This window comes from Blastomonas sp. SL216 (genome assembly GCA_026625625.1).
Classification (GTDB): Bacteria; Pseudomonadota; Alphaproteobacteria; order Sphingomonadales; family Sphingomonadaceae; genus Blastomonas.
In genome coordinates, this window is the sequence record CP113055.1 from 205,827 (window position 1) to 227,634 (window position 21,808).

The 21,808-nt window shown below is 64.1% G+C and carries 18 protein-coding genes and 2 tRNA genes; 8 read left to right on the forward strand and 12 right to left on the reverse strand.

Annotated features, from left to right (window positions below):
- Positions 1 to 32: 32 nt before the first annotated feature.
- Genes OU999_01020 through OU999_01030 form a run of 3 tightly spaced genes read left to right on the forward strand, consistent with a single transcriptional unit; the run spans position 33 to position 2,607 of the window.
- Complete coding sequence (locus OU999_01020) at positions 33 to 575, forward strand: VOC family protein (protein ID WAC23807.1); 543 nt, start codon at positions 33 to 35, stop codon at positions 573 to 575.
- Between the two features lie 3 nt (positions 576 to 578).
- Positions 579 to 1,457, forward strand: a complete 879-nt coding sequence (locus OU999_01025; protein ID WAC23808.1) for an alpha/beta hydrolase — start codon at positions 579 to 581, stop codon at positions 1,455 to 1,457.
- Between the two features lie 19 nt (positions 1,458 to 1,476).
- Entirely contained in the window at positions 1,477 to 2,607 is a 1,131-nt protein-coding gene (locus OU999_01030; protein WAC23809.1) for a cobalamin-independent methionine synthase II family protein, read from the forward strand.
- Between the two features lie 16 nt (positions 2,608 to 2,623).
- Here the strand turns inward: OU999_01030 and OU999_01035 are convergent, their stop codons facing one another.
- The 7 genes from OU999_01035 to OU999_01065 all read right to left on the reverse strand — a co-directional run bounded on the left by OU999_01035 (position 2,624) and on the right by OU999_01065 (position 12,388).
- The gene (locus tag OU999_01035) at positions 2,624 to 3,763 is read right to left on the reverse strand and encodes a hybrid sensor histidine kinase/response regulator (protein WAC23810.1); all 1,140 of its coding nucleotides are present in this window, start codon (positions 3,761 to 3,763) and stop codon (positions 2,624 to 2,626) included.
- Complete coding sequence (locus OU999_01040) at positions 3,760 to 4,326, reverse strand: chemotaxis protein CheB (GenBank protein ID WAC23811.1); 567 nt, start codon at positions 4,324 to 4,326, stop codon at positions 3,760 to 3,762. The genes OU999_01035 and OU999_01040 overlap by 4 nt, the downstream gene beginning before the upstream one ends.
- Positions 4,323 to 5,162 carry a protein-glutamate O-methyltransferase CheR gene (locus tag OU999_01045; protein WAC23812.1) on the reverse strand — a complete coding sequence of 280 codons (840 nt, stop codon included), beginning with the start codon at positions 5,160 to 5,162 and terminating at the stop codon, positions 4,323 to 4,325. Before OU999_01045 ends, OU999_01040 begins: the two co-directional genes overlap by 4 nt.
- The gene (locus OU999_01050; GenBank protein WAC23813.1) at positions 5,147 to 8,587 is read right to left on the reverse strand and encodes a response regulator; all 3,441 of its coding nucleotides are present in this window, start codon (positions 8,585 to 8,587) and stop codon (positions 5,147 to 5,149) included. Before OU999_01050 ends, OU999_01045 begins: the two co-directional genes overlap by 16 nt.
- A 101-nt stretch (positions 8,588 to 8,688) precedes the next feature.
- Entirely contained in the window at positions 8,689 to 10,878 is a 2,190-nt protein-coding gene (locus OU999_01055; GenBank protein WAC23814.1) for a xanthine dehydrogenase family protein molybdopterin-binding subunit, read from the reverse strand.
- Positions 10,875 to 11,861 (reverse strand): xanthine dehydrogenase family protein subunit M, encoded by a 987-nt coding sequence (locus OU999_01060; protein WAC23815.1) that lies wholly within the window; start codon positions 11,859 to 11,861, stop codon positions 10,875 to 10,877. Before OU999_01060 ends, OU999_01055 begins: the two co-directional genes overlap by 4 nt.
- Positions 11,858 to 12,388 carry a 2Fe-2S iron-sulfur cluster-binding protein gene (locus OU999_01065; protein WAC23816.1) on the reverse strand — a complete coding sequence of 177 codons (531 nt, stop codon included), beginning with the start codon at positions 12,386 to 12,388 and terminating at the stop codon, positions 11,858 to 11,860. The genes OU999_01060 and OU999_01065 overlap by 4 nt, the downstream gene beginning before the upstream one ends.
- A gap of 498 nt (positions 12,389 to 12,886) precedes the next feature.
- Here OU999_01065 and OU999_01070 point away from each other — a divergent pair, with 498 nt between their 5' ends.
- Positions 12,887 to 13,765 carry an FkbM family methyltransferase gene (locus tag OU999_01070; GenBank protein ID WAC23817.1) on the forward strand — a complete coding sequence of 293 codons (879 nt, stop codon included), beginning with the start codon at positions 12,887 to 12,889 and terminating at the stop codon, positions 13,763 to 13,765.
- A gap of 104 nt (positions 13,766 to 13,869) precedes the next feature.
- Here the strand turns inward: OU999_01070 and OU999_01075 are convergent.
- Both OU999_01075 and OU999_01080 read right to left on the reverse strand, forming a co-directional pair.
- Positions 13,870 to 13,960, reverse strand: a tRNA-Ser gene (locus OU999_01075).
- Between the two features lie 120 nt (positions 13,961 to 14,080).
- Positions 14,081 to 14,716, reverse strand: a complete 636-nt coding sequence (locus OU999_01080) for an adenylate/guanylate cyclase domain-containing protein (protein ID WAC23818.1) — start codon at positions 14,714 to 14,716, stop codon at positions 14,081 to 14,083.
- Between the two features lie 84 nt (positions 14,717 to 14,800).
- Here OU999_01080 and OU999_01085 point away from each other — a divergent pair, with 84 nt between their 5' ends.
- From OU999_01085 to OU999_01095, 3 genes are all read left to right on the forward strand, one after another.
- Complete coding sequence (locus tag OU999_01085; GenBank protein ID WAC23819.1) at positions 14,801 to 15,832, forward strand: peptidylprolyl isomerase; 1,032 nt, start codon at positions 14,801 to 14,803, stop codon at positions 15,830 to 15,832.
- 83 nt (positions 15,833 to 15,915) lie between these two features.
- Positions 15,916 to 17,031, forward strand: a complete 1,116-nt coding sequence (gene ald, locus OU999_01090) for an alanine dehydrogenase (GenBank protein WAC23820.1) — start codon at positions 15,916 to 15,918, stop codon at positions 17,029 to 17,031.
- Between the two features lie 28 nt (positions 17,032 to 17,059).
- Positions 17,060 to 18,031, forward strand: a complete 972-nt coding sequence (locus tag OU999_01095) for an oxidoreductase (GenBank protein ID WAC23821.1) — start codon at positions 17,060 to 17,062, stop codon at positions 18,029 to 18,031.
- Between the two features lie 18 nt (positions 18,032 to 18,049).
- On the opposite strand, the gene OU999_01100 is transcribed toward OU999_01095, so the two are convergent.
- From OU999_01100 to OU999_01110, 3 genes are all read right to left on the reverse strand, one after another.
- Complete coding sequence (locus OU999_01100) at positions 18,050 to 18,448, reverse strand: hypothetical protein (protein ID WAC23822.1); 399 nt, start codon at positions 18,446 to 18,448, stop codon at positions 18,050 to 18,052.
- Between the two features lie 210 nt (positions 18,449 to 18,658).
- The gene (locus tag OU999_01105; protein ID WAC23823.1) at positions 18,659 to 20,083 is read right to left on the reverse strand and encodes a tetratricopeptide repeat protein; all 1,425 of its coding nucleotides are present in this window, start codon (positions 20,081 to 20,083) and stop codon (positions 18,659 to 18,661) included.
- A 191-nt stretch (positions 20,084 to 20,274) separates the two neighbouring features.
- Positions 20,275 to 20,351, reverse strand: a tRNA-Met gene (locus tag OU999_01110).
- 195 nt (positions 20,352 to 20,546) lie between these two features.
- On the opposite strand from OU999_01110, the gene OU999_01115 reads away from it, so the two are divergent.
- Positions 20,547 to 21,782 carry an FAD-dependent oxidoreductase gene (locus tag OU999_01115; GenBank protein ID WAC23824.1) on the forward strand — a complete coding sequence of 412 codons (1,236 nt, stop codon included), beginning with the start codon at positions 20,547 to 20,549 and terminating at the stop codon, positions 21,780 to 21,782.
- The last annotated feature ends 26 nt before the right edge of the window (positions 21,783 to 21,808 follow it).

A 21,808-nucleotide genomic window follows, 5' to 3' on the forward strand; every position in this document is an offset into this window, starting at 1 on the left:
GCCCTGCGTGGGAAACTGATGAGGAGGAAGCCATGAGCCAGCTAGTCAACCGCCTGCACCATACTGCCTATACCACGCATGACCTTGAGGCGACCCGCGCCTTTTACGAGGACGTGCTGGGCTTTCCGCTGGTCGCGACCTATTGCGAGAAGGACGAGCTGTTCGGCAAGGAGCGCACCTATTGCCACTGCTTCTTCGCGATGAAGGATGGCAGTGCGCTCGCCTTTTTCCAGTTCGCGAACGCCGATGACCAGGCCGAATTCAGCCCGCCGATCCCGGAATCGCCGTTCCACCACATTGCGCTGCATGTCGATCAGGATGCGCAGGTGGAGCTGGAACGCCGTATCGCTGCCGCCGGGATTGTCGAGCCGCAGACCTATATTCTGGAACATGGCTATTGCCGGTCGGTCTATGTGAAGGACCCCAATGGCATGATCATCGAATTCACCTGCGATGCGCCCGAGGCGCTGGCGATCGAGGATCAGGTGCGGGCCAAGGCGCGTGCCGAACTGGCGCGCTGGCTGGCAGGCGATCACAGCAACAACAACACCTTCCGCAGCGCAGAAGCAGCCTGACTCATGGGCGGCCCGGTCGGCAAGCTGGGCTGTGCCTATTCCATGACCCCGCCTGATGCGCGGCTGGGCGGCGAGGCCTTCTGGCTCGACGTCGCCGATGGCTGTCTCGCGGTCGAGCGGGTGGGGCAGGGGCCTGCGGTCCTGCTGCTGCACGGCTGGACGCTGGACCGGCGGATGTGGACGATGCAGGCGCGGGCGCTGGCGACCCGGTTCACGCTGATCGCGATCGACCGGCGCGGCTTTGGCCAATCGACCGCAGCCCCCGACCGTGCGCGCGAGGTGGATGACCTTGCTCGGCTGGCGGACCAGCTTAATCTGGCGAGTGTCCACCTTGTCGGCATGTCGCAGGCTGGCGCTACGGCGATGCAGTTTGCGCAGCACCATCGTGACCGGGTCGCGACGCTGGTGCTGCAGGGCATTTCGCTGGCCGGCATTCCCGATCACGCCAATGCATCGGACCGCATTCCGCTGGCGGATTATGCCGACATGGTCCGCAATGATCAGCTCGATGCCATGAAGCGGCATTGGGCCGACCATGCGCTGATGGCGGGGCTCGAAGCGGAATCGGCCAGGATCGGCGCGGCCATGCTCGCCGACTATGATGGCCGCGATCTGCTCGCGGGGCCTGCGGGTCCATCGGCGCGGCTGGACGAGGTGGCGGCACTGCCGATGCCCGTGCTGGCGATGACCGGTTGTGCGGACACGCCCTGGCGGCGCGACGTCACCCGCGCCATCGCGCGCACTGCGCCGCTGGGCCAGGCGCGCTTCATTCGCGATGCGGGCCATCTGTGCAACCTGTCGCACCCGGTCGAGTTCAACGCAGCGCTTTCCGCCTTTCTGGCCCGGCCGCTGCAGCCGGTGCCCGATGCCATCAACGATTGATCCCCTGGAGTATCGACCCATGTCCGCGCCTGATCGCTTCCTTACCACCCATGTCGGCAGCCTGCCGCGCCCCGACGCCCTGCTCGACCTGGTCTTTGCGCGCGAAGGCGGCGAGCAGGTTTCCGAAGAGGCGTTCGATGCAGCGGTCGAGGACGCCACCGCCTATGTCATCCGGCGTCAGATCGAGGCGGGGGTCAGCATCGTCAACGATGGCGAGCAGTCCAAGCCCAGCTACGCCACCTATATCAAGCACCGGCTTTCCGGCTTCGGTGGCGAGGCGGGGCAATATGAATTTGCCGATCTGGAGGCATTTCCCGGCGCAAAGGCGCAGGTGTTCGGCAACAAGGGCCGGGCCAGGCGGACAGCGCCTGCCTGTACAGCGCCCATCACCGTGGTCGACATGGAAGCCCCGCGGATCGACGCCCAGCGCCTGAAGCGGCTAGCCAATGGCCATGCGACCTTCATGTCGGCAGCGTCTCCGGGGGTCACCGCGCTGTTCTTTCCCAACCAATATTATGCCAGCGACGAGGAATATGTCTTCGCGCTCGCCGAGGGGCTGCGGCACGAGTACGAGACCATCGCTGCAGCGGGGATCATCCTGCAGGTCGATTGTCCGGACCTCGCGATGGGCCGCCATGTGCAATTCACCGAACTCAGCCTCGAGGACTTTCGCAAGCGCATCGGCATGAACATCGCGGCGCTCAATCACGCATTGCAGAACATTCCTGCCGAACAGCTGCGCATGCACCTGTGCTGGGGCAACTATCCGGGGCCGCACCATTGCGATGTCGCGTTGGATGAGATTGCCGATATCGTCTGGACCGCCAAGCCGCAGACCGTGCTGCTTGAAGGTGCGAACCCGCGCCACGCGCACGAATTCGCGTTCTTCGAAAAGCATCCCCTGCCCGAAGGCAAGATCCTGTGCCCGGGCATGATCGAGCCGCAGAGCCCCTATATCGAGCATCCCGAACTCATCGCGCAACGCATCGGACGGTATGCCGATCTGCTGGGGCGCGAACGGGTGATGGCGGGCGTGGACTGCGGCTTCTCGGTCCATGCAGGCAGCAACAGCCTCGATCCCGAAATCGTCTGGGCCAAGCTGCGCGCGCTTTCCGATGGCGCCAAGCTGGCCAGCGAGCGCTTCTGGTAAGGGCAGGGGCGGGCGATCAGCCGGTCAGCGGGAGCCAGACTTCAAAGCTGCTGCCTTCACCCGGAGCGCTGCGCTTGAGCAGGATGCGCCCGCCATGGAGCTCGACGAGCTGCTTGACCAGCGCCAGGCCGATGCCGAGCCCGTCCTGGTTCATCCGCCCGTCCGGAGCGACCTGGGCGAAGATGTCGAAAATCCGGCCCTGCTGCTCGGCGGCGATGCCGATGCCATTGTCCGCGACCTCGATCTTCGCCCAGCGGTCCTCGGTGCGCAGGCCAACGTCGATGGTGCCGCCATTGGGCGTGTAGCGCGCGGCATTGCTGATGAGATTGCCGACAATCTGGGTGACGCGGGCATGGTCGCCGCGCAGCGTGATCGGCTGATCCGGGAGCTGGAGATGGAGCGCATGGCCCGCCGCGTCGATGGTCGGCTGGACCGTCTCGATCGCAAAGGTGACCACGTCCTGCAGCACCAGGTCTTCATGCCTCAGCGAAATCTTGCCTTGTTCGATGCGTGAAATGTCGAGCAGGTCCTCGACCAGCCGGGTCATGTGGCTGAGGCTGCGGTTCATCGCGCTGCGGATCTCGGCGACGTCTCCGGTCCCTTCGCGCCGTTCCAGCAGGCGCAGCCCTGCAACCAGGGCCATGATGGGGTTGCGCAGCTCGTGCGCGAGCACGGCGAGAAAGCGGTTCTTCTGTGCATCGGTGGCCTGAAGCTCGATGCCGAGCGCGGCGAGGCTGTCGCGCTGGGTCGCAATCTGGCGCCGCTGGTTATACAGCTCAAAGAACACATTGGCCTTCGACCGCAGGATATCGGCCTCGATCGGCTTCTGGATGAAGTCGACGGCGCCTGCCTCGTACCCGCGAAAGCGCCGCGTGGTATTGCCGGTGCCAGCGGTCACGAAGATGATCGGGACATGGCGCGAGCGCTCGCTGCCGCGCATCAGTTCGGCCAGTTCGAACCCGTCCATGCCCGGCATCTGCACATCGAGCAGCGCCAGCGCATAGTCGTTGACCAGCAGCAGTTCCAAGGCCTCTTCGCCGCTGCGGGCACAATGGCAGTGCAGGCCTTCGCGCTTGAGCAGGGCCTCCAGCGCCACGAGATTTTCGGGCAGGTCATCGACCAGCAGGAAGCGGACGGGTTGCTCGGCGGCGGTCATGCCGCTGCCCATTCGCGCAGATGGGTGACAATCTGGCTGAAGCTCATCGCCCGCGCGGTCGGGCACGCGGCGAGCGCGGCGGCGGGCATGGTAGAGACTTCGGCTGTAACAGGTTCCTCGGCAATCGCGATGCCGCCTGCTGCGCCGACGGCCTTGAGGCCAGCTGCGCCGTCATGGTTCGCGCCGGTCAGCACGATGCCGGTCAGCGTCGGGCCATAGGCATCGGCAGCGGTCTCGAACAACAGGTCAATCGCGGGGCGGGAATGGTTCACCGGCTCTTCGGCGGACAGGGCGATGGTGCCGCCCGCTTCCACCAGCAGGTGATAGTCTGCCGGTGCGAAATAGATTGTCCCCCCCGATGCCATTTCCTTGTCCTCGGCTTCCTTGACCTGAAGTGCGCATTTTGCGGCCAGCAGATTGACCAAGGCGTTGTCCCGGCGCGGGGGCACATGAACAACAACGAAAATGGGGACGGGAAAGTTGCCCGGCAAGGCGGGAAGAATCTGCGACAGCGCCTGCACGCCGCCGGCCGATGCGCCGATGACCACGGCCTTGCCGGTCATGTCAGGCCCCGCTGATAGATCTTGTCCTCGGCCACGAACTCGCTGAATGCGCCTGCATGCTCGGTAAATCGCAGGCTCTCCTTCGAGCCCAGGCCGAGAAATCCGCGGCGCGCCAGCGAATCCCGGAACAGCCCGATCGCGCGGTTCTGCAGGTCGCGGTTGAAATAGATCAGCACGTTGCGGCACGAAATCAGGTGCATCTCGCCGAACACGGAATCGGTCACCAGGCTGTGATCGGAAAACACCACCTTGTTGCGCAGCGACTTGTCGAACACCGCGCGGCCATAATCGGCAGTGTAATAGTCCGACAGCGAACTCAACCCGCCCGCCTTCTGGTGGTTTTCGGTGAACAGCCGGATCCGGTCGAGCGGATAGACGCCTGCCTCTGCGGCCTTCAGCGCATTGGGGTTGATATCGGTCGCATAGAACATCGTCTTGTGCGCCAGCCCTTCCTCGCGGAACAGGATGGAGAGCGAGTACAGCTCCTCGCCGTTGCTGCACCCTGCGACCCAGACCTTGAGCGAGGCATAGGTGCGCAGATGCGGGATCACCGTCTCCCGCAGGGCGCGGAAATAGGCTGGATCGCGAAACATCTCGCTGACCTGGACGGTGAGATAATTGAGCAGGCGGGGCAGCATCGTGCGGTCGTGCAGCACATCCGATTGCATCGCCGAGATGCTCTCATAGCCGAGCTGCTTGCGCGCATGCTGCAGCCGCCGCTTCAGCGAGGCGCGCGCATAGTTGCGGAAATCGTAGTGATAGTGCTGATACACCGCCTCGAGCAGCAGCTCGATCTCGATATCCTCGATAGTCTCGGTCACTAGCGGGGCATCCATACACGCACCAGCGACAGCAGCTTGTCGACATCGATCGGCTTGGCCATATAGTCATTGGCGCCAGCGTCAAGGCAGTTCTGCTGATCGTCGGGCATCGCCTTGGCGGTGAGCATGATGATCGGCAGCCTGGCCCATTTCGCCTCGCTCCGGATGGTGCGCGCGGCGGTCAGCCCGTCCATCACCGGCATCATCACATCCATCAGCACCAGATCGATCGCCTTTTCGGGATCGTCTCCCGCCGCTTCTAGCGCGGTGATTGCGTCCTGCCCGTTGCGGGCGATCTGGGTGACGACACCGCGTGGTTCCAGCACGCTGGTCAGCGAATAGACGTTGCGGACGTCATCTTCGACGATGAGGATGCGGCGGCCTTCCAGCGCGGCGTCGCGATGGCGGGCCTTTTCGATCATCTTGCGATGTTCGGGCGGCAGATCGGCGACGACCTGGTGCAGGAACAGCGATACCTCGTCGAGCAGGCGTTCGGGCGACTTGGCGCCCTTGATGATGATCGAGCTGGAATAGCGCCGCAGCCGCTGCTCTTCGTCGGCGGTCAGCTCGCGCCCGGTATAGACGATCACCGGCGGGAAGGCATGGTCCTCATCCGCGCTTAGATCCTCCAGCACCGCAAAGCCCGACGCATCGGGCAGCGACAGATCGAGTACCATGCAGTCGAACGTTTCGGTGCGCAGCCTGTCGAGACAGTCTGCGGCGGTGCCGACGCCCACCGTCTCGACATCCTGCGACTTGAGCAACTGGCCCACCGCCTCGCGCTGAACCGCGTCATCCTCGACGATCAGCACCCGCCGCATCCGCGATACCAGCTTCGCCTGGAGCGCGGCCAGTACATCGGCCAGCTGATCGCGCCGGGCGGGCTTGCCCAGGAACCCGACCGCGCCCAGCGCCAGCGCCGTCGGCCCCTGATCGGCGCCGGAGATCACATGGATCGGGATATGGCGTGTCTGATCATCATGCTTGAGCTGATCGAGCACGGTGAGGCCCGACTGATCGGGCAGGCCAATGTCCAGCACGATGGCATGGGGCCGGTATTCGCGGGCGAGCGCGATCGCCTCCTGCGCGGTGATTGCGACGATGCACTGGAAGCCCATCTCGCGCGAAAGGTCGCAGACGATGCCGGCAAAGGTCGGATCATCCTCGATGACGAGCAGCAGCTGCTTGCCTGCGGTAAGGGCATTGCGGTCATCTTCGGCCAGACGCGCAGCCGTCGATTGCGCCCGTGGGGCCCGGGGCTTGGCAGCGGGCAGGGCGGGTGACGAGGCAGTGGGCGTGGATGCCGGTGCGGCAAGCTGTCGCCCCGGCACCAGGGCCGGATCATAGGCCACGGGGATGGTCAGCGTGAAGGTGCTGCCCTGATCGACCGTGCTCTCCATGCTGATCGCGCCGCCGAGCAGCCGCGCCAGTTCGCGCGAGATCGACAGCCCAAGGCCGGTTCCGCCATATTTGCGGCTGATCGTGCCATCGGCCTGCTGGAAGGCCTCGAAGATGCTGTCCTGCTGCTCCCTGGCGATGCCGATTCCGGTATCGGCCACCTTGATGGCCATCCGGTCTTCGCCGACCGCCGCGAAGGTCAGCCGAACGCTGCCGCGCTCGGTGAACTTGAGGGCATTGGACAGCAGGTTCTTGATCACCTGTTCCAGCCGCATGCGATCGGTCTCGATCGTCGTCGGGCAGTGCGCATCGCGGCTGATCTCCAGCGACAATCCTCGCTCGTCGGCAATCGGCTGGAAGATCTTCTGCATGTCGCTGGCCAGGCGATCTGTCAGCACGGGCGCCGCCTGAATCTCGATATGGCCAGCCTCGATCTTCGACAGATCGAGAATGTCGTTGATCAGCACCAGCAGGTCGTTGCCCGCCGAATAGATCGTGCGCGCGAACTTGACCTGCTCTTCGGAGAGTCTGTCGTCGGGATTGTCGGCGAGCAGCTTGGACAGGATCAGCAGCGAATTGAGCGGCGTGCGCAGCTCGTGGCTCATGTTGGCAAGGAAATCGGACTTGTACTGGCTCGCCTGTTCCAGTTCGCGCGCCTTGAGCTGAAGCGCTGCCGAAGCGCGTTCCAGGTCATCGCGCTGCGTCTCGAGCGCCTGCGCCTGTTCCTCGAGCTGGCTGTTGGTCTGCTCCAGCTCGACCTGTTGCAGTTCGAGCCGCGCCTGGGTCTCGCGCAAGGCCGCACCCTGTTCCTCCAGCTCCTCGTTCGAGACACGCAGCTCTTCGCTCTGCGCCTGCAACTCGCCCGCCTGGCGCTGCGTCTCTTCCAGTGCATCCTGCAGCCGGGTGCGGAAGCGCGCCGATCGCAGCGCAATGCCGATCGCACCGCTCGACTGTTCCAGCAGATCGATCACCAGATCATCGACCGGATCGAAAAAGCCCAGTTCAATGACGCCGTTGACTCGGTCGTCGGCCTTGGTCGGCGCGATCACCAGATGACGCGGCACATCGCTGCCCAGCGCCGATCCGATCGTGAGGTAACCCTGCGGAACGTCGTTCAGCACGATCAGCTGGCCATCGACCGCCGCCTTGCCAAGCAGCCCCTCGTTCAACCCGAAGCTCAGCGGGACGTCTGCACCGTTGGCAACGCCCAACAGGCTCGCGCGGTCGAAGCTTCCGCCTTCGCCCTTGAACAACGCGCCTGCGCGGCTGCCGGTCTTTTCGGCCAGAAAGGCGAGAATGGCGGTGGCCAGATCGGCAATCGACTTGTCGCCCATCATCGCGGCGGAAAGATCGACCTGCGCCTGTTGCAGCCATTGCTGCCGTTCGCGCTGGCGCATGCTGCGCACCATCAGCAGGAAGATCGTGATGGTGAGCGCGATGCCGCTCAGGCTCGTCACCAGGGCGCTGACCACCGCGGTGTTCGAGGCTGCGGCCATTTGGGCTATATGCCCCTGGCGCTGGCGCAGCTCCTCGCGCGCCATGCTGGCAATCTGCGCCCGGATCGCATCCATGGCGTCCTTGCCCTGGTCGGAATCCACCGCTTCGAGTGCCGCATCAAACCCTGCAGTGCGGCGGAGCTGGATCGTGCCATCGAGTTCGCGCAGCTTCTGTTCGACGTTGCGCTTGAGCAGCGCGACATTGTCTGCCTGAACCGCATCGCCCTGGGTTATCGATGCGAGCTGACCAAGCTTCTCGCGCGCCATCGCCGCGCCCTCGATATAGGGCTCCAGATAGGCCTCGCGCCCCGTCAGCAGATAGCCGCGCTGGCCGGTTTCCGCGTCGAGCGTCGCGGCGAGCATGTCGTCGAGCGCATTGAGCACCGTATGCGTCTTGCGGATCGCGGAATCGCTGGTCCGCATATTGGCGATGTTGAGATAGGCTACGCCCGCGCTGAGCACGAAAAAGACGATCCCGGCGATCAGCCCGGCCACCGCCCATCTGTTCGTGAGGCCGCTGGCGCGGGGCACGTTCCGGTTTTTCATCACTTTGACGGGTCTCGCTGGGGATCGGGGTATTTGGTCTATACCATTGAAATCGCTTTGCTCAAACGCCTGGATTGGCCCGATTCAGGCTGAGCCACCGATCAATCCGGCATGGCTGCAAGCACCCGGTCCGGTGTCATCGGATAGTCGAAAACGCGCGCGCCACAGGCATTGTAGATGGCGTTGGCGATCGCCGCAGCACCGCCGCACATGCCCAGCTCGCCAATGCCCTTGGCCTGGATGATGCTCGCCGCTTCGTCGCGTTCCTCGATCAGCAACACCTCCAGATCGGGCACGTCGCGATGGACGGGGACATGATATTCGGCCAGGTCCCGGTTGACGAGATGGCCGTCACGCGGATCGAATTCCAGCGCCTCGGTCAGCGCCATCCCGATGCTCCAGGTGATGCCGCCCAGGCATTGCGAGCGCGCGGTCTTGGCGTTGAGCACGCGGCCAAAACCGAATGCGCCCAGCATGCGATCGACCCGTGTCTCTCCAGTATAATGGTTGACCCGCACCTGCGCGAAAAACGCGCCAAAGCCCGAGGCCAGAAAGTCATCGGTGATGTCGCCGGGCTCGTAATGGCCTTCGCGCGCGAGATCCTTGCCGCCGAGCAGATCGGTCAGCTTTGTACCGTCGCCCGCCCTGGCATTGGCCAGGACCAGTGCCGTCTCGTCGATCCCCAACCGTTCGGCGAGCGCCTCGCGAATGGCCATGCACGCGACATAGACTGCCGAGCCGATCGAGGGTGCGCCCCAGCTGCCGCCTGATCCGGGGCCGCGTGGGTGGTTGGTATCGCCAAGATCGACCAGCACCTGATCGGGCCGCAGCCCGAGCATCTCGCCGGCCACCTGCGCGACGATGGTATAGGTACCGGTGCCGATATCGGTCATGTCGGTTTCGACCAGAGCGGTGCCATCGGCCTTGAGCGTGACGCGTGCCCGGGCTTCGGCGACATTGTGGACGCGCGCTGCGCTGGCCATGCCGGTGCCGATCCACCACTCGCCCTCGCGGCGCAGGCGCGGGCGGCGCGGGCCTGCGTCCCAGCCGAAGGCCTCGGCGCCCTGACGCAGGCATTCGGCCAGCTTGTGCGAAGAGAAAGGCAGGCCCTGTTCGGGGTCCTTTTCCGGAATGTTCTTCAGCCGCAGCTCGACCGGGTCCATGCCAGCCCGTTCGGCCAGCATGTCCATCGCCGCCTCGAGCGCGGGCATGCCCACGGCTTCGCCCGGTGCACGCACCGATCCTGCCGTCATCCGGTGCACGCGCGCCAGCTTGAGCACCAGCTCGCGGTGTTCACCCGGATACAGGAAATGCGATGATTGCAGCACCGGTTCGGCAAAGCTTTCGCCCGGAAGGTTGGAGACCAGCGCCTCATGCCCAAAGCCCGTCAGCCTGCCATCGGCATCTGCCGCCAGGCGCAGCCTCTGCGTGGTTTCCGACCGGCGGATGATGCTCTCGAACACCTGCTGGCGCGACATCACGACACGCACGGGGCGCTCCAGCGCAATCGCTGCCAGCGATGCCGCGACAAGCTCTTCGCTAATCCCCAGCTTAGAGCCGAAACCGCCGCCCACAAAACGCGAAATCAGGCGGATCTTGTCTTCGGGCAGGCCCAGCGCATCGGCCAGTTCGGTGATGTTATAGTTCAGCATCTGCAGCGATGCATGGACAGTCAGCTTCTCGCCGTCCCATTGGGCGATCGCCGCATGCGGTTCCATCGCGGCAGAAGCATGCCCCTTGGTGGTGAAGGCAACATCGACCGCAAAAGCGGCATCGGACATGGCCTTGTCCAGATTGCCTTCGCGGACCGTCTCGTCCTCCTGTTCTTCCGCCTCGGCCGTATCGGGATCGACCGGCGCGCCTTCTGCCGAATGATATTCGACAACCAGCTGCCTGGCGGCATCGCGCGCCTGCTCGAACGTCTCCGCGACGACGAGCGCAATGGGCTGTCCCCAATAGCAGACGGTGCGCGGTTCCTGTTTCGGCGCCTTGTTGGCGGTGCCCTGCGCTGGCCGCGTCGTCAGCCGCTCATCGTCGATGACCGCGATCACGCCGGGCATGCCGAGCACGCTGGCGCTATCGATGCGCAGCACGGTTCCGCGCGTGATCGTGGCGGTGACCAGAACGCCCTCGGCGCAGCCTTCCACCTGATATTCGGCGGCATAGGGCGCGGTTCCGGTGACCTTGGCCAGACCCTCGATCCGCGAGACCGGCTGGCCGATAATGCCCTGCTGCATCGTGTCCAGGCGGTTATCGGTGGCAGGCTTGTCCTGCTTGACATGCACGGTCATGCTGCTTGCTCCACGGCCTGTGCCAGCACCGCATGCAGCGTTCGCCGGGCGAGCGGTATCTTGAAGTCATTGTCGCCCTGGCCTTGCGCGCCTTCGAGTAGCAGGTCGGCCGCTTGATCGAACAGTTCGGGTGAGGGCGCGTTGCCGACCAGCAATGCGGCGATGCGCGGATCGTACCACGGCTTGTGGGCCAGACCGCCAAAGGCCAGGTCTGCCCGCGTGAACTGGCCGCCCGCCATCTCCACCACGGCAGCGATCGACACCAGCGCGAAGGCGTAGGAGGATCGTTCGCGAACCTTGCGGTAAATCTGCGTCGCGCGCACCGGCGGCGGCAGGACGACCGAGAGGATAATCTCGCCCGGTTCCAGCACATTGTCGATCCACGGCGTGTCGCCAGGCAAGCGATGGAAATGGCGCACCGGCACCGTGCGCTCGTCTCCGCCCGCACCGGCAATCACGACCTGCGCGTCGAGCGCGCTCAAGGCCACGGCCATGTCGCCGGGATAGGTGGCGATGCACTCGTCGCTCGCCCCCAGCACCGCGTGCAGCTTGTTGATGCCGCCAATCGCGCCGCAGCCGCTGCCCGGATTGCGCTTGTTGCATGGCTGGTCGACATTCATGAAATAATAGCAGCGCGTGCGCTGGCACAGATTGCCGCCGGTAGTCGCCTTGTTGCGCAGCTGCTGCGTCGCGCCGGCCAGGATGGCGCGGGCGAGCACGGGATAATCGGCCCTGACGCGCGGGTGCACGGCGGCAGCGGTATTGGTGACCAGCGCACCGATGCGCAGCCCGCCATCGGGCAGGTCCTGGATGCTGTCGAACCCGATCCGGCCGATATCGGCGAGATGATCGGGCGTTGCTACCTGCAACTTCATCAGGTCCAGCAGATTGGTGCCGCCTGCGATCAGCATCGCATTGGGTGCTGCAAGACATTGGGCCGCATCGCCGGGCGAATGCGCGCGCTGATACTGGAAAGGCCTCATGCAACCGTCTCCGCCGGCGCCGCAGCCGTTTGTGCCGCCACTTCGCTGATCGCGGCGATGATGTTGGCATAAGCGCCGCAGCGGCACAGATTGCCGCTCATCCGCTCGCGAATTTCCTCACCGCTCGGCTCGTAAGGCCCCTCGAGCGTTTCGCTCGCATCGCTGGGCCAGTGATTGGCAATCTCGTCCAGCATGGCGGTGGCGGAGCAGATCTGGCCCGGGGTGCAATAACCGCATTGGAAACCGTCATGGTCCAGAAAGGCCTGTTGCAGGGGCGATGGCGCGTCGGGAATGCCCAGCCCCTCGATCGTCGTGACCTGATGGCCTTCGTGCATTACTGCCAGCGACAGGCAGCTGTTGATGCGCATGCCGTTGACGATCACCGTACACGCGCCGCACTGGCCATGATCGCAACCCTTTTTGGTGCCGGTCAGCCCCAGATCGTGGCGCAGAAAATCGAGCAGCGTCACGCGCGGATCCTCCGGCAGCGCGTGCGGCACTCCATTCACCATTAATTCATCGGGCATCGCGGTCTCCTTGAAAATTCCCAAGCCGCGAAGCTTTGGAAGGTTCCCCGTGAAGCGCGATTTTGCGCACTAAAGTGCCGCAGAGCAGGAAGCGCTGCGCCGCAAACAGGTCGAGCCGGTGGCGCTGAGGCGTAGGTTGAATTCTCGGGAACCGACTGAATGCCAGGGTTGTGCTTGTAGTGCGATGCCTTGGCGCGATGGCATTTCTAGTCGCGAGATTGTTCATGTCCATAATGACAGGCGAAATAGTATACGTTTTGTGCCGCAATATAAAATTGGTTTATTGGATTAATTTCACTAGTATATTTATAAACCAATATATGTAGTTTTGGATCATGAAATCCGTCATTTTGAGGGATTATCATGCTATTTTTGATACAAGATCAGGGTAATGTGCTTAATGTACGAAGTCTCTGATTCGAAAATATCGAACGAAAGCTAAACCAATCCATGAGGGGGCAATGACTGTCATCATTCGATGGCAGGAAGGAGGTCCTGTTGAATCCGATTGGCTTGATGAAGTTCATAACGTCTCACCCACTCAATCGCGCGGCGCCATTGCAAGCGGTAGGGCGCTTCGCTCGATGGCAGATCGCCAGCCGATTGGTTGGCGGGCCGATTTATCTTCCCTTTGTCGCCGGCACGGGGTTGATGGTCAGCAGGGGCATGACCGGTGCCACGGGCAATTGGTATTGCGGCCTGCACGAGCTCGACGAGATGGCCTTTGTGTTGCACGCGTTGCGGCCGGGCGACCTGTTCGCGGACATTGGCGCCAATGTAGGCAGCTACACGGTCCTTGCCGGCGGAGCGGTCGGGGCCGACGTGCTGAGCGTTGAGCCGCTACCGGCGACCTTTGAGCGGCTGTCTGCAAACATCCGGATTAATGGTCTGGAACAGCGGGTTGAGGCGCATTGTTGCGGTCTGTCCGACCGTGCCGGGAAGATCACCTTCACGGTCGGTTTGGACACGATGAACCGGGTCGCCCTGCCTGGCGAAAACCTGGCTACCTGCGAGGTGCCGGTCATGACGCTTGACGATCTGTGCGGTGACCGCCGACCGGTGGTGCTCAAGATCGATGTCGAGGGCCATGAGGTGCCGGTGCTGAATGGTGCCAGCAAAGTGCTTGATTCGACTGCGGTCAAGGCGGTGCTGATCGAAACCAACGGATCTGGCGAACGCTATGGCGTCGTTGACGATGCCATCATGAGCACACTGAGCAATCGGGGTTTCACGCCTTGCCGCTATGACTGGGAGGCGCGCAAGATTCATCCGGTCACAGGCGGTGAACGCAACACGATTTTCATGCGTGATCCGCAGGCGATGGAAGCGACATGTCGCCAAGCCCCGCGCTACTCCCTGGTGAATGGTTCGGTCTGATCAGGTTTGCTCAAGCCCGATCCGCGCGCGGATTTGCACGCCGTGCGTGCAATCGGGCAGACGATGCCTGAATTTGAAGCACGATCCACAAAATCAGAAGTTAGTGGCGGAGCGGGAGGGATTCGAACCCTCGATACGCTTTTGACGTATACTCACTTTCCAGGCGAGCGCCTTCGACCACTCGGCCACCGCTCCGCATGTCCTGGAAGGCGACCCCCTATAGGCAAGCGTGCGATCGTGCAAGCGTGCTTTGCGTGCGCATGTGATGCGATCCGAGCGGACCGGGCGGGACAGGGCTGGGGGGCGGTAAGGCCTTCAGACGACCTGATGATAGGACAGCACCAGGCCGGAAATGCTCACCTGTTCGGGACGGGTCTCGACGGTCTTGAGCGTCAGCGTGGCGCGTGCGCCTTCGGTGAGCAGGATCTCGCTGCGCTGTGCGACGTCCTCGCCCAGCTTGCAGGTGAGGTTCATCTCGTCGCCGAACACATCCTCGTCGTCGATGTTGAGCACGTCACCATAGCCGATGCCGATCGAGGCATAGAGCTTGCGGTCTTCCGGCAGCACCATGTTGGCCGCACCCAGTTGTCGCATGATCGCGCGCGCGGCACGGACCGCATCATCGGTATTGTCGAACAGGCAATAGAGATTGTCGGCCTCGGCCTTGATCAGCAGGCCGCTATGGTCCTCGATCTCGGGCAGGGCCAGGCGCTTCATCTGATGGACCATCAGCAGGAAGGCCGCCACGCCGTGGCGCTGGGTGGTGCGTGAAAAGCCGCTCATGTCCAGCACCATGACGGCACGCGTTTCCCCGAACACCTCGTGAATGCTGGCGGCGATCGCGGGCAGGCGTTCGGGCTGTTCGATCATGTCGTCGAGCAGCCGGTCGAGCGTCGACCGGCTGTTGCGCATCGCCAATGGGGTGTCGTCATCCTCGTCGGGCAGGGCCATGCGTGTCTCCCTCAAAACACCCGGGCACTGTGGCACGGCGGACGGCGGTTTCGCAAGCCTGTGCGCCGTGTTAGCGTCCGCGCAATGACCCATAGCCGATTCCGCTCCGCCGCGTTGCGCTCTGCCGCCGCCCTGTTGCCGCTCTGCCTGCTCGCCGCGAGCGATCCGCCGCCCGCCAATCCGGGGCCGGGCGATATCATCGCCGCCGCGCCCGCCGGGGACTGGGTGCAGATCGCGCCCGAGGACCTGCTGGTGATGGAGCTTGCGCCAGATGCGAAGGGCAAACCGCGCCGGGTGGTCATCCAGTTGATCGCTGCGCCGATCAGCCAGCCCTGGGTGGCGAATATCCGCAAGCTTGCGACGGCACACTGGTGGGACGGCACCGCGATCGTGCGGGTGCAGGACAATTATGTCGTGCAATGGGGCGATCCCGATGCCGAGGATGAGGCGAAGGCGCGTCCCTTGCCCAAGGAGGTAAAACCCCTTGTCGAAGCCGGCGAGAGGGGGGGCAATGGCTATGCCGCCCGGCTACCGAACCATAGCGGTGAAGGCGGCCCTGCGGATTTTCGCAGCCCGCCGCCCGTATTGGGGCCCGACAGCTATGTCCGCAATCCGCATTTCTACAAGTCCTGGCCAATGGCCAACGGACCCAGGGTTCGCACTGGCGCGATAGCGGGGGTGCCGCCCACCTATGAGGCCTGGCCGGTGCACTGCTATGGCATGGTGGGCGTAGGCCGCAATCTTTCACCCGATATGGGAAGCGGGGCGGAGCTTTACACTGTCATCGGCCATGCGCCGCGGCACCTGGATCGCAACATCGCGCTGGTCGGGCGCGTGATCGAGGGTATCGAACATATGTCCAGCCTGGCGCGAGGGACCGGTCCGCTGGGTTTTTACGAGACTGCGGAGGAGCGCACGGCTATTCGCTCGGTAAGGCTGGTCAGCGACTTGCCGGAAGCTCAGCGCCCGAAGTTCGAATATCTGGACAGCCTGAGCGAGTCGTTTGCGGCCTATGCCGATGCCCGCAAGAACCGGAAGGACGCGTTCTTCAATATCCCTGCCGGGGGCGCGGATATTTGCAACATTCCGGTCCCGATTCGGAAAATTACGCAATAATGTAATAAAATAACAAAATCTCTCGCGCAGGGCAGGAGGGCACAGTAAACCTGGGGGCATAAAACCAGCAGGAGAAGACTGTCATGCGCGTAGGCACCGTCAAGGAAATCAAGAACCACGAATATCGCGTCGGCATGACGCCCGAAAGCGCCCGCGAGTTGGTGCAGCACGGGCATGAAGTATGGGTGCAGACCGGCGCGGGCCTGGGCATCGGCGCGAAGGACAGCGATTATCAGCGCGCGGGCGCGAAGCTGATCGACACCGCAGCCGAGATCTTCGCCGAGTGCGAGATGGTGGTGAAGGTCAAGGAGCCGCAGTCGATCGAACGCGCGATGCTGCGCGAAGGGCAGATCCTGTTCACCTATCTGCACCTGGCACCCGATCCGGAGCAGACCAAGGATCTGGTCGATTCCAAGGCGGTGTGCATTGCCTATGAAACGGTGACCGATGCGAGCGGCGGCCTGCCGCTGCTGAAGCCGATGAGCCAGGTCGCGGGGCGCATGTCGATCCAGGCGGGCGCAACCGCGCTCGAAAAGGCGCATGGCGGCCGCGGCATCCTGCTGGGCGGTGTTCCGGGCGTGCTGCCGGGCAATGTCTGCATCATCGGCGGCGGTGTCGTCGGTTTCAATGCCGCGCAGATGGCCGCAGGACTGGGTGCCGACGTGACGATCCTGGATCGCAATCCTGAAGTGCTTGAACGCCTGGGCTATTATTTCGAGGCGCGGGCCAAGACGCGCTTTGCCAATGTTTCCAATGTTGCCGACAGCGTGGCCAATGCGGATCTGGTGATCGGCGCGGTGCTGATCCCCGGGGCCGCTGCGCCCAAGCTGGTGACGCGCGAGATGCTGGGCACGATGAAGCCCGGCGCGGTGCTGGTCGATGTCGCGATCGACCAGGGCGGGTGCTTCGAGACCAGCCACGCCACCACCCATGCCGACCCCACCTATATCGTCGATGGCATCGTGCATTATTGCGTCGCCAACATGCCCGGCGCGGTCGCGCGCACCAGCACCTATGCGCTGAACAACGTGACGCTGCCGCACATGCTGCGCATGGCCGACAAGGGCTGGAAGGATGCGCTGCGCAGCGATCCGCACCTGGCGGCGGGGCTCAACGTCTGGAACGGGCAGGTGACCTACAAGGCAGTGGCGGACGACCTGGGTTATGCCTATTGTCCGCTCGAAGAGGCGCTCGCCTGAAGCGCCCCGAGCGCAAGGAGAGCCGCCGATGATTGCCGACCACCAGAAGCCTGTCGATTCCCCGTTTGGCCGCCACAGCGAACCGCATGAGGTGCTGGCCGGGATCGATCTGAAGGGCAAGGTGGTCATCGTCACCGGCGGCTATTCGGGCATCGGGCTGGAAACGGTGCGCGCGCTGGCGGCAGCGGGCGCGTCGGTCACCGTGCCCGCGCGCGATACCGAAAAGGCCAATGCGGCGCTCGCCGGGATGCCGGGCGATATCCGCATCGCGCCGATGGACTTGAGCGACATCGCCTCGGTCCGCCGTTTCGCGCTGGACTTTGCCGCCGACAACACCGCGCTCGACCTGCTGATCAACAATGCAGGCGTGATGGCGTGCCCGGAAATGCGCGTGGGGCCGGGCTGGGAATTGCAGTTCGGCACCAACCATATGGGCCATTTCGCGCTCGCCACCATGCTGCTGCCGCTGCTCCAGCGGACCGAGAGCCCGCGCGTGGTCGCGCTGTCTTCCACCGGCCACAAGCTGTCCGACATCCGCTGGGACGATCCCAACTGGACCGATGGCAGCTATGACAAATGGAAGGCCTATGGCCAGTCCAAGACCGCCAACAGCCTGTTCGCGCTGGGCCTCAATGCGCGGCTGGCCGAAAGTGGCGGCATGGCCTTTGCCGTGCACCCAGGCGGCATCTTTACCCCTCTGCAGCGCCACCTGCCGACCGAAGAGATGATCGTGCTGGGCTGGCTCAACGAACAGGGCGAGATTTCGGACGGCGCGCGCGCGATGTTCAAATCGCCCAGCCAGGGCTGCACGACGACGCTCTGGGCGGCAACCAGCCCGCTGCTGGAAGGCAAGGGCGGGGTCTATTGCGAGGATTGCAACGTCGCTGCGCTGTCCGGTCCCCAGCCGGTGCGCTACCGCGATGTCGAGCCGCACGCGGTGAACCAGGACAGCGCGGAACGGCTCTGGACGCTGAGCGAAAAACTGCTCGCAGAGGCCTGAGGCTGTCGCTGTGCGGGTTCAGCGGAAATCGGCATAGGCGATGATCCGGCGGAAGCCTGCGCGGCACTGCTGCTGACCGTCGACGATCTGCGCCTCGTGCCAGATATCGCCTGAATGATAGCCCCAGCGCGCGAGCCTGCCTTGCGGGTGGTCGATCATGCGATGGCCCAGCCAGCGGGCGAGCACCGGCTTGAGCGCCGCACGCGCGCGGCGGGGAGAGCGGCAGTCGCGCCGACCCTGCCAGCTTTCGACATTGCGGGCGAGATCGGCCTGGACCCGCTGCATCCGGCCAGCTGCGTTGGCCTCCATCGGCGAGGCGAAGGCGAGCATCTGCGCGCGGGCAGTGTCGCGCGGCCAGGCAAGGACGAGCGCCAGCACCGCCATAAGCAGCAGCAGGACAGGCCAGGTTCGCGCCATCGATTGCTCCCCAGGGGATCATCGCAGTTGGCCTGATCGACGGTGCCCGGGCACGAAGTTTGGCCAGCAGCCATTTTGGGTCGACGAATTACCCCGGACGCCGTCGATCAGACCATGGCAAGTCTAAGCCGAACGGCGCGCAAGCGGTCTGTTGCAAATTGTCGTAAATGCCAGAAAATGGCGGGGTAACGCAGGCGTTGTGCCGTTACATCAGGAAAGATCGACCTTGGGCGTGGCGATCACCACCTTGCGCAGCAGCTGCTGCACTTCTGCATCGCCGCGCCATTTTTCCGCGATGCGCTTGTTGAGCGTTGCCGAATACCAGCGTTCGCCGAGCGTCGAGGCCTGTCTGAGCAGCGTCACCAGCGTCGCCCGGTCGCCCATGCACGATGCGTGGAACGCGGGCGTCATGCGCGTCTTGCGCTCGCCCTCGGCAAATTCGCGCCGCGCCTCGGCCACCAGCACCATATGCGCGGTCGCGACATCGCGCACGATCGCCTGATCGAGCTCGGTCGAAAGCCGCTTCATCTCCGGCACATCGCGCAAATTGGCGAGCACGCGATATTCGCGCGCATAGGCCTTGATATCGCCGCGCGAGATATGCGCCCAGGCCAGGCAATTGCGGATGGTCGCATCCTCGGGATATTGCGACTTCAGCTGCTCCAGTTCCATCACCGCGCGCCGGTCGCGCCCGGCCTGCCAGTGCGCACAGGCGCGCTCGACCGCGATGGCGGGGGTGCCGGGCAGCATCAGTTGCGCGGTATCATAAGCGCGCTGGGCGGCGGCATCCTGGCCCAGATCGGACAGCACATTGGCGTACCAGAAATGCGTCAGCCCATCGCGCGGGTCGAGCGCCAGCGCGCGCTGGAACGAATCGACCGAGCGTTGCGCGTCATAGCTCCACCAATATTGGATGAAGCCATTGGCGCGGTGCGCGGCGGCCAGCTGGCTGTCGAGCGCCAGCGCCTGTTCGACTGCGGACTTGGCGGCGCTATAGGCCCGGCTTTCGGTCGCTGCGCCATATTCGCGGTAGATCAGCCACGCTTCGGCAAGACCGGCATAAGCGGGGGCGAAATCCTTGTCCGCCGCGATCACCTTTTCATACAGGCCGATCGCGCGGCGCAGGTCGGCGGGCGTGCGCCGCGCCCACAGATCGCGCGCGGCGACATAATCGGAAACAACCTTGGCATTGTGCGGCAAGGCTGCGGCGCGGTCGACAGGGGACTGGGCAGGCGCGAGATAATCGGTGAGTGTCACGGTCGCGCCGACCAGCGCAGCAATGGCGATGACGACCCCTGCGCCGACGAAAAGGCGTTTGCCACGGGGCGGAGGTGCAGCCGCCACATCGGGCCGGGTGTCGGCCGGCGGGGGATCGGTCGGACCGGCAAGGTCCAGGGGAGCGGTGGGCCCTGCAGCGGCCATTTCGTTCAGATCAAGCTGCTCGGCCCGTCCCGCCCAGGCAGCCAGTTCATGCTCATAGGCGAAGACGGAACCCTGCTTGCCCCCCGGCAGGCGGTGGACCGGAAGGTCGCGCTCGCGCGCCCAGCGCATCACGGTCGTCCGGTCGCGGCGGAAATAGCCCGCGATCGCTTTCCAGCCATCCAGCCTGCGATCCGATTGTTCCGGCTGGCTCAAGGAATTTGCCCGTCCATGACAACCACACCCTTAAGGACGCGTGCTGGCCCCATAGCAATGCCCACGCCCAGCCCCATGCCTATCGGCATGCCGCGCGACCTGTCCAGACAATATGTTATAATTCAGGCAGATCGCGCCGCAATTTTCTGATTCATGCGCAAGCAAATCTATCGCGTACGTTGCGCGAGGGATGGTAGCGGAGGAGGGACTTGAACCCCCGACCTACGGATTATGATTCCGCCGCTCTAACCAGCTGAGCTACTCCGCCATCCAGGCAGGCACTGGCCATTGGCCGGTGCAGGCCGCGCCCTATAATTGCACGATGCGCTGTGGTCAAACCAAATTGCATGCAAACTGCGCGAACAACGCATCGCGGCGCTTGTGGGCTTGTGTTCTGCAGGCTCTAACGGCAGATGGCAGCCGATGCCGTAAGGGCAGGGGGTGAAGCGAAGGAGAGGACGCCGTGCAGGACAGCTATGACATCGCCATCGTGGGCGCGGGCCATGCCGGGGCACAGGCCGCGATCTGCCTGCGCCAGATGGGCTTTGATGGCTCGATCGGGCTGATCGGCGACGAATCCTTCCCCCCCTATGAACGCCCGCCGCTGTCCAAGGAATATCTCGCAGGCGACAAGCCGTTCGAGCGCATCCTGTTGCGGCCCGAAGCCTTCTGGGCCGAGCGCAATATCGATCTGCAGCAGGGCAAGCGCGTGACCGGCGTCGATCCGGTCGCGCATGTGCTGACGCTGAGCGGCGGCGCGACTTTGGGCTATGGCAAGCTGATCTGGGCCACAGGCGGATCGCCGCGCATGCTCGATTGCCAGGGCAGCAATGCGCGCAACGTGTTTGCGGTGCGCACCCGCGCGGATGTCGACAAGATCATGGCGCGGCTGGAGACGACCACCAGCGTCGCGATCATCGGTGGCGGCTATATCGGGCTGGAAGCGGCGGCCGTGATGCGCAAGCTGGGCAAGCAGGTGACGTTGATCGAGGCGCTCGACCGCGTGCTGTCGCGCGTCGCGGGGCCATCGCTCTCGGCCTTTTTCGAGGAGGAGCACCGCGCGCACGGTGTCGATCTGCGCACGGGCTATACCGTTGACCATATCGAGACCGACGAGGCGGGGCACGCCGTGGCCGTGCAGTGCGGCAATGGGGAGCGGATTGCGGCGGACATGGTGATTGTCGGCATCGGCATCATTGCACAGACCGGCCCGCTGATGACTGCGGGGGCCGCAGGCGGCAACGGCGTCGATGTCGATGAATATTGCCGCACCAGCCTGCCCGATATCTATGCGATCGGCGATTGCGCCGCGCACGCCAACCCGTTCGCCAACGACCGCGTCATCCGCCTCGAATCGGTTCAGAACGCCAACGATCAGGCCAAGGTCGCCGCCGCCCACATCATGGGCGAACCCCAGGCCTATCACGCGATCCCCTGGTTCTGGTCCAACCAGTATGACCTGCGCCTGCAGACGGTGGGACTGTCAATCGATTACGAACAGGAACTGGTGCGCGGCGACCCGGCGAGCCGCAGCTTCTCGGTCATCTATCTCCGCGGTGGCAAGGTGATCGCGCTTGATTGCGTCAACGCGACCAAGGACTATGTTCAGGGACGAAAGGCGATCGTGGACAACATCCCGCTCGACCTGGCCCAGCTCGCAGACCCTCTGGTGCCCATCAAGGAAGTTGGCCACGCCTGATGGCATGAATAAAAAATTAATAGCGC

Excerpts from the sequence above, each read along its gene's own strand:
- OU999_01020 (WAC23807.1), top strand. The coding sequence starts at position 33 with ATGAGCCAGCTAGTCAACCGCCTGCACCATACTGCCTATACCACGCAT.
- OU999_01025 (WAC23808.1), top strand. The coding sequence starts at position 579 with ATGGGCGGCCCGGTCGGCAAGCTGGGCTGTGCCTATTCCATGACCCCG.
- OU999_01030 (WAC23809.1), top strand. The coding sequence starts at position 1,477 with ATGTCCGCGCCTGATCGCTTCCTTACCACCCATGTCGGCAGCCTGCCG.
- OU999_01035 (WAC23810.1), bottom strand. The coding sequence starts at position 3,763 with ATGACCGCCGCCGAGCAACCCGTCCGCTTCCTGCTGGTCGATGACCTG.
- OU999_01040 (WAC23811.1), bottom strand. The coding sequence starts at position 4,326 with ATGACCGGCAAGGCCGTGGTCATCGGCGCATCGGCCGGCGGCGTGCAG.
- OU999_01045 (WAC23812.1), bottom strand. The coding sequence starts at position 5,162 with ATGGATGCCCCGCTAGTGACCGAGACTATCGAGGATATCGAGATCGAG.
- OU999_01050 (WAC23813.1), bottom strand. The coding sequence starts at position 8,587 with ATGAAAAACCGGAACGTGCCCCGCGCCAGCGGCCTCACGAACAGATGG.
- OU999_01055 (WAC23814.1), bottom strand. The coding sequence starts at position 10,878 with ATGACCGTGCATGTCAAGCAGGACAAGCCTGCCACCGATAACCGCCTG.
- OU999_01060 (WAC23815.1), bottom strand. The coding sequence starts at position 11,861 with ATGAGGCCTTTCCAGTATCAGCGCGCGCATTCGCCCGGCGATGCGGCC.
- OU999_01065 (WAC23816.1), bottom strand. The coding sequence starts at position 12,388 with ATGCCCGATGAATTAATGGTGAATGGAGTGCCGCACGCGCTGCCGGAG.
- OU999_01080 (WAC23818.1), bottom strand. The coding sequence starts at position 14,716 with ATGGCCCTGCCCGACGAGGATGACGACACCCCATTGGCGATGCGCAAC.
- OU999_01085 (WAC23819.1), top strand. The coding sequence starts at position 14,801 with ATGACCCATAGCCGATTCCGCTCCGCCGCGTTGCGCTCTGCCGCCGCC.
- ald (WAC23820.1), top strand. The coding sequence starts at position 15,916 with ATGCGCGTAGGCACCGTCAAGGAAATCAAGAACCACGAATATCGCGTC.
- OU999_01095 (WAC23821.1), top strand. The coding sequence starts at position 17,060 with ATGATTGCCGACCACCAGAAGCCTGTCGATTCCCCGTTTGGCCGCCAC.
- OU999_01100 (WAC23822.1), bottom strand. The coding sequence starts at position 18,448 with ATGGCGCGAACCTGGCCTGTCCTGCTGCTGCTTATGGCGGTGCTGGCG.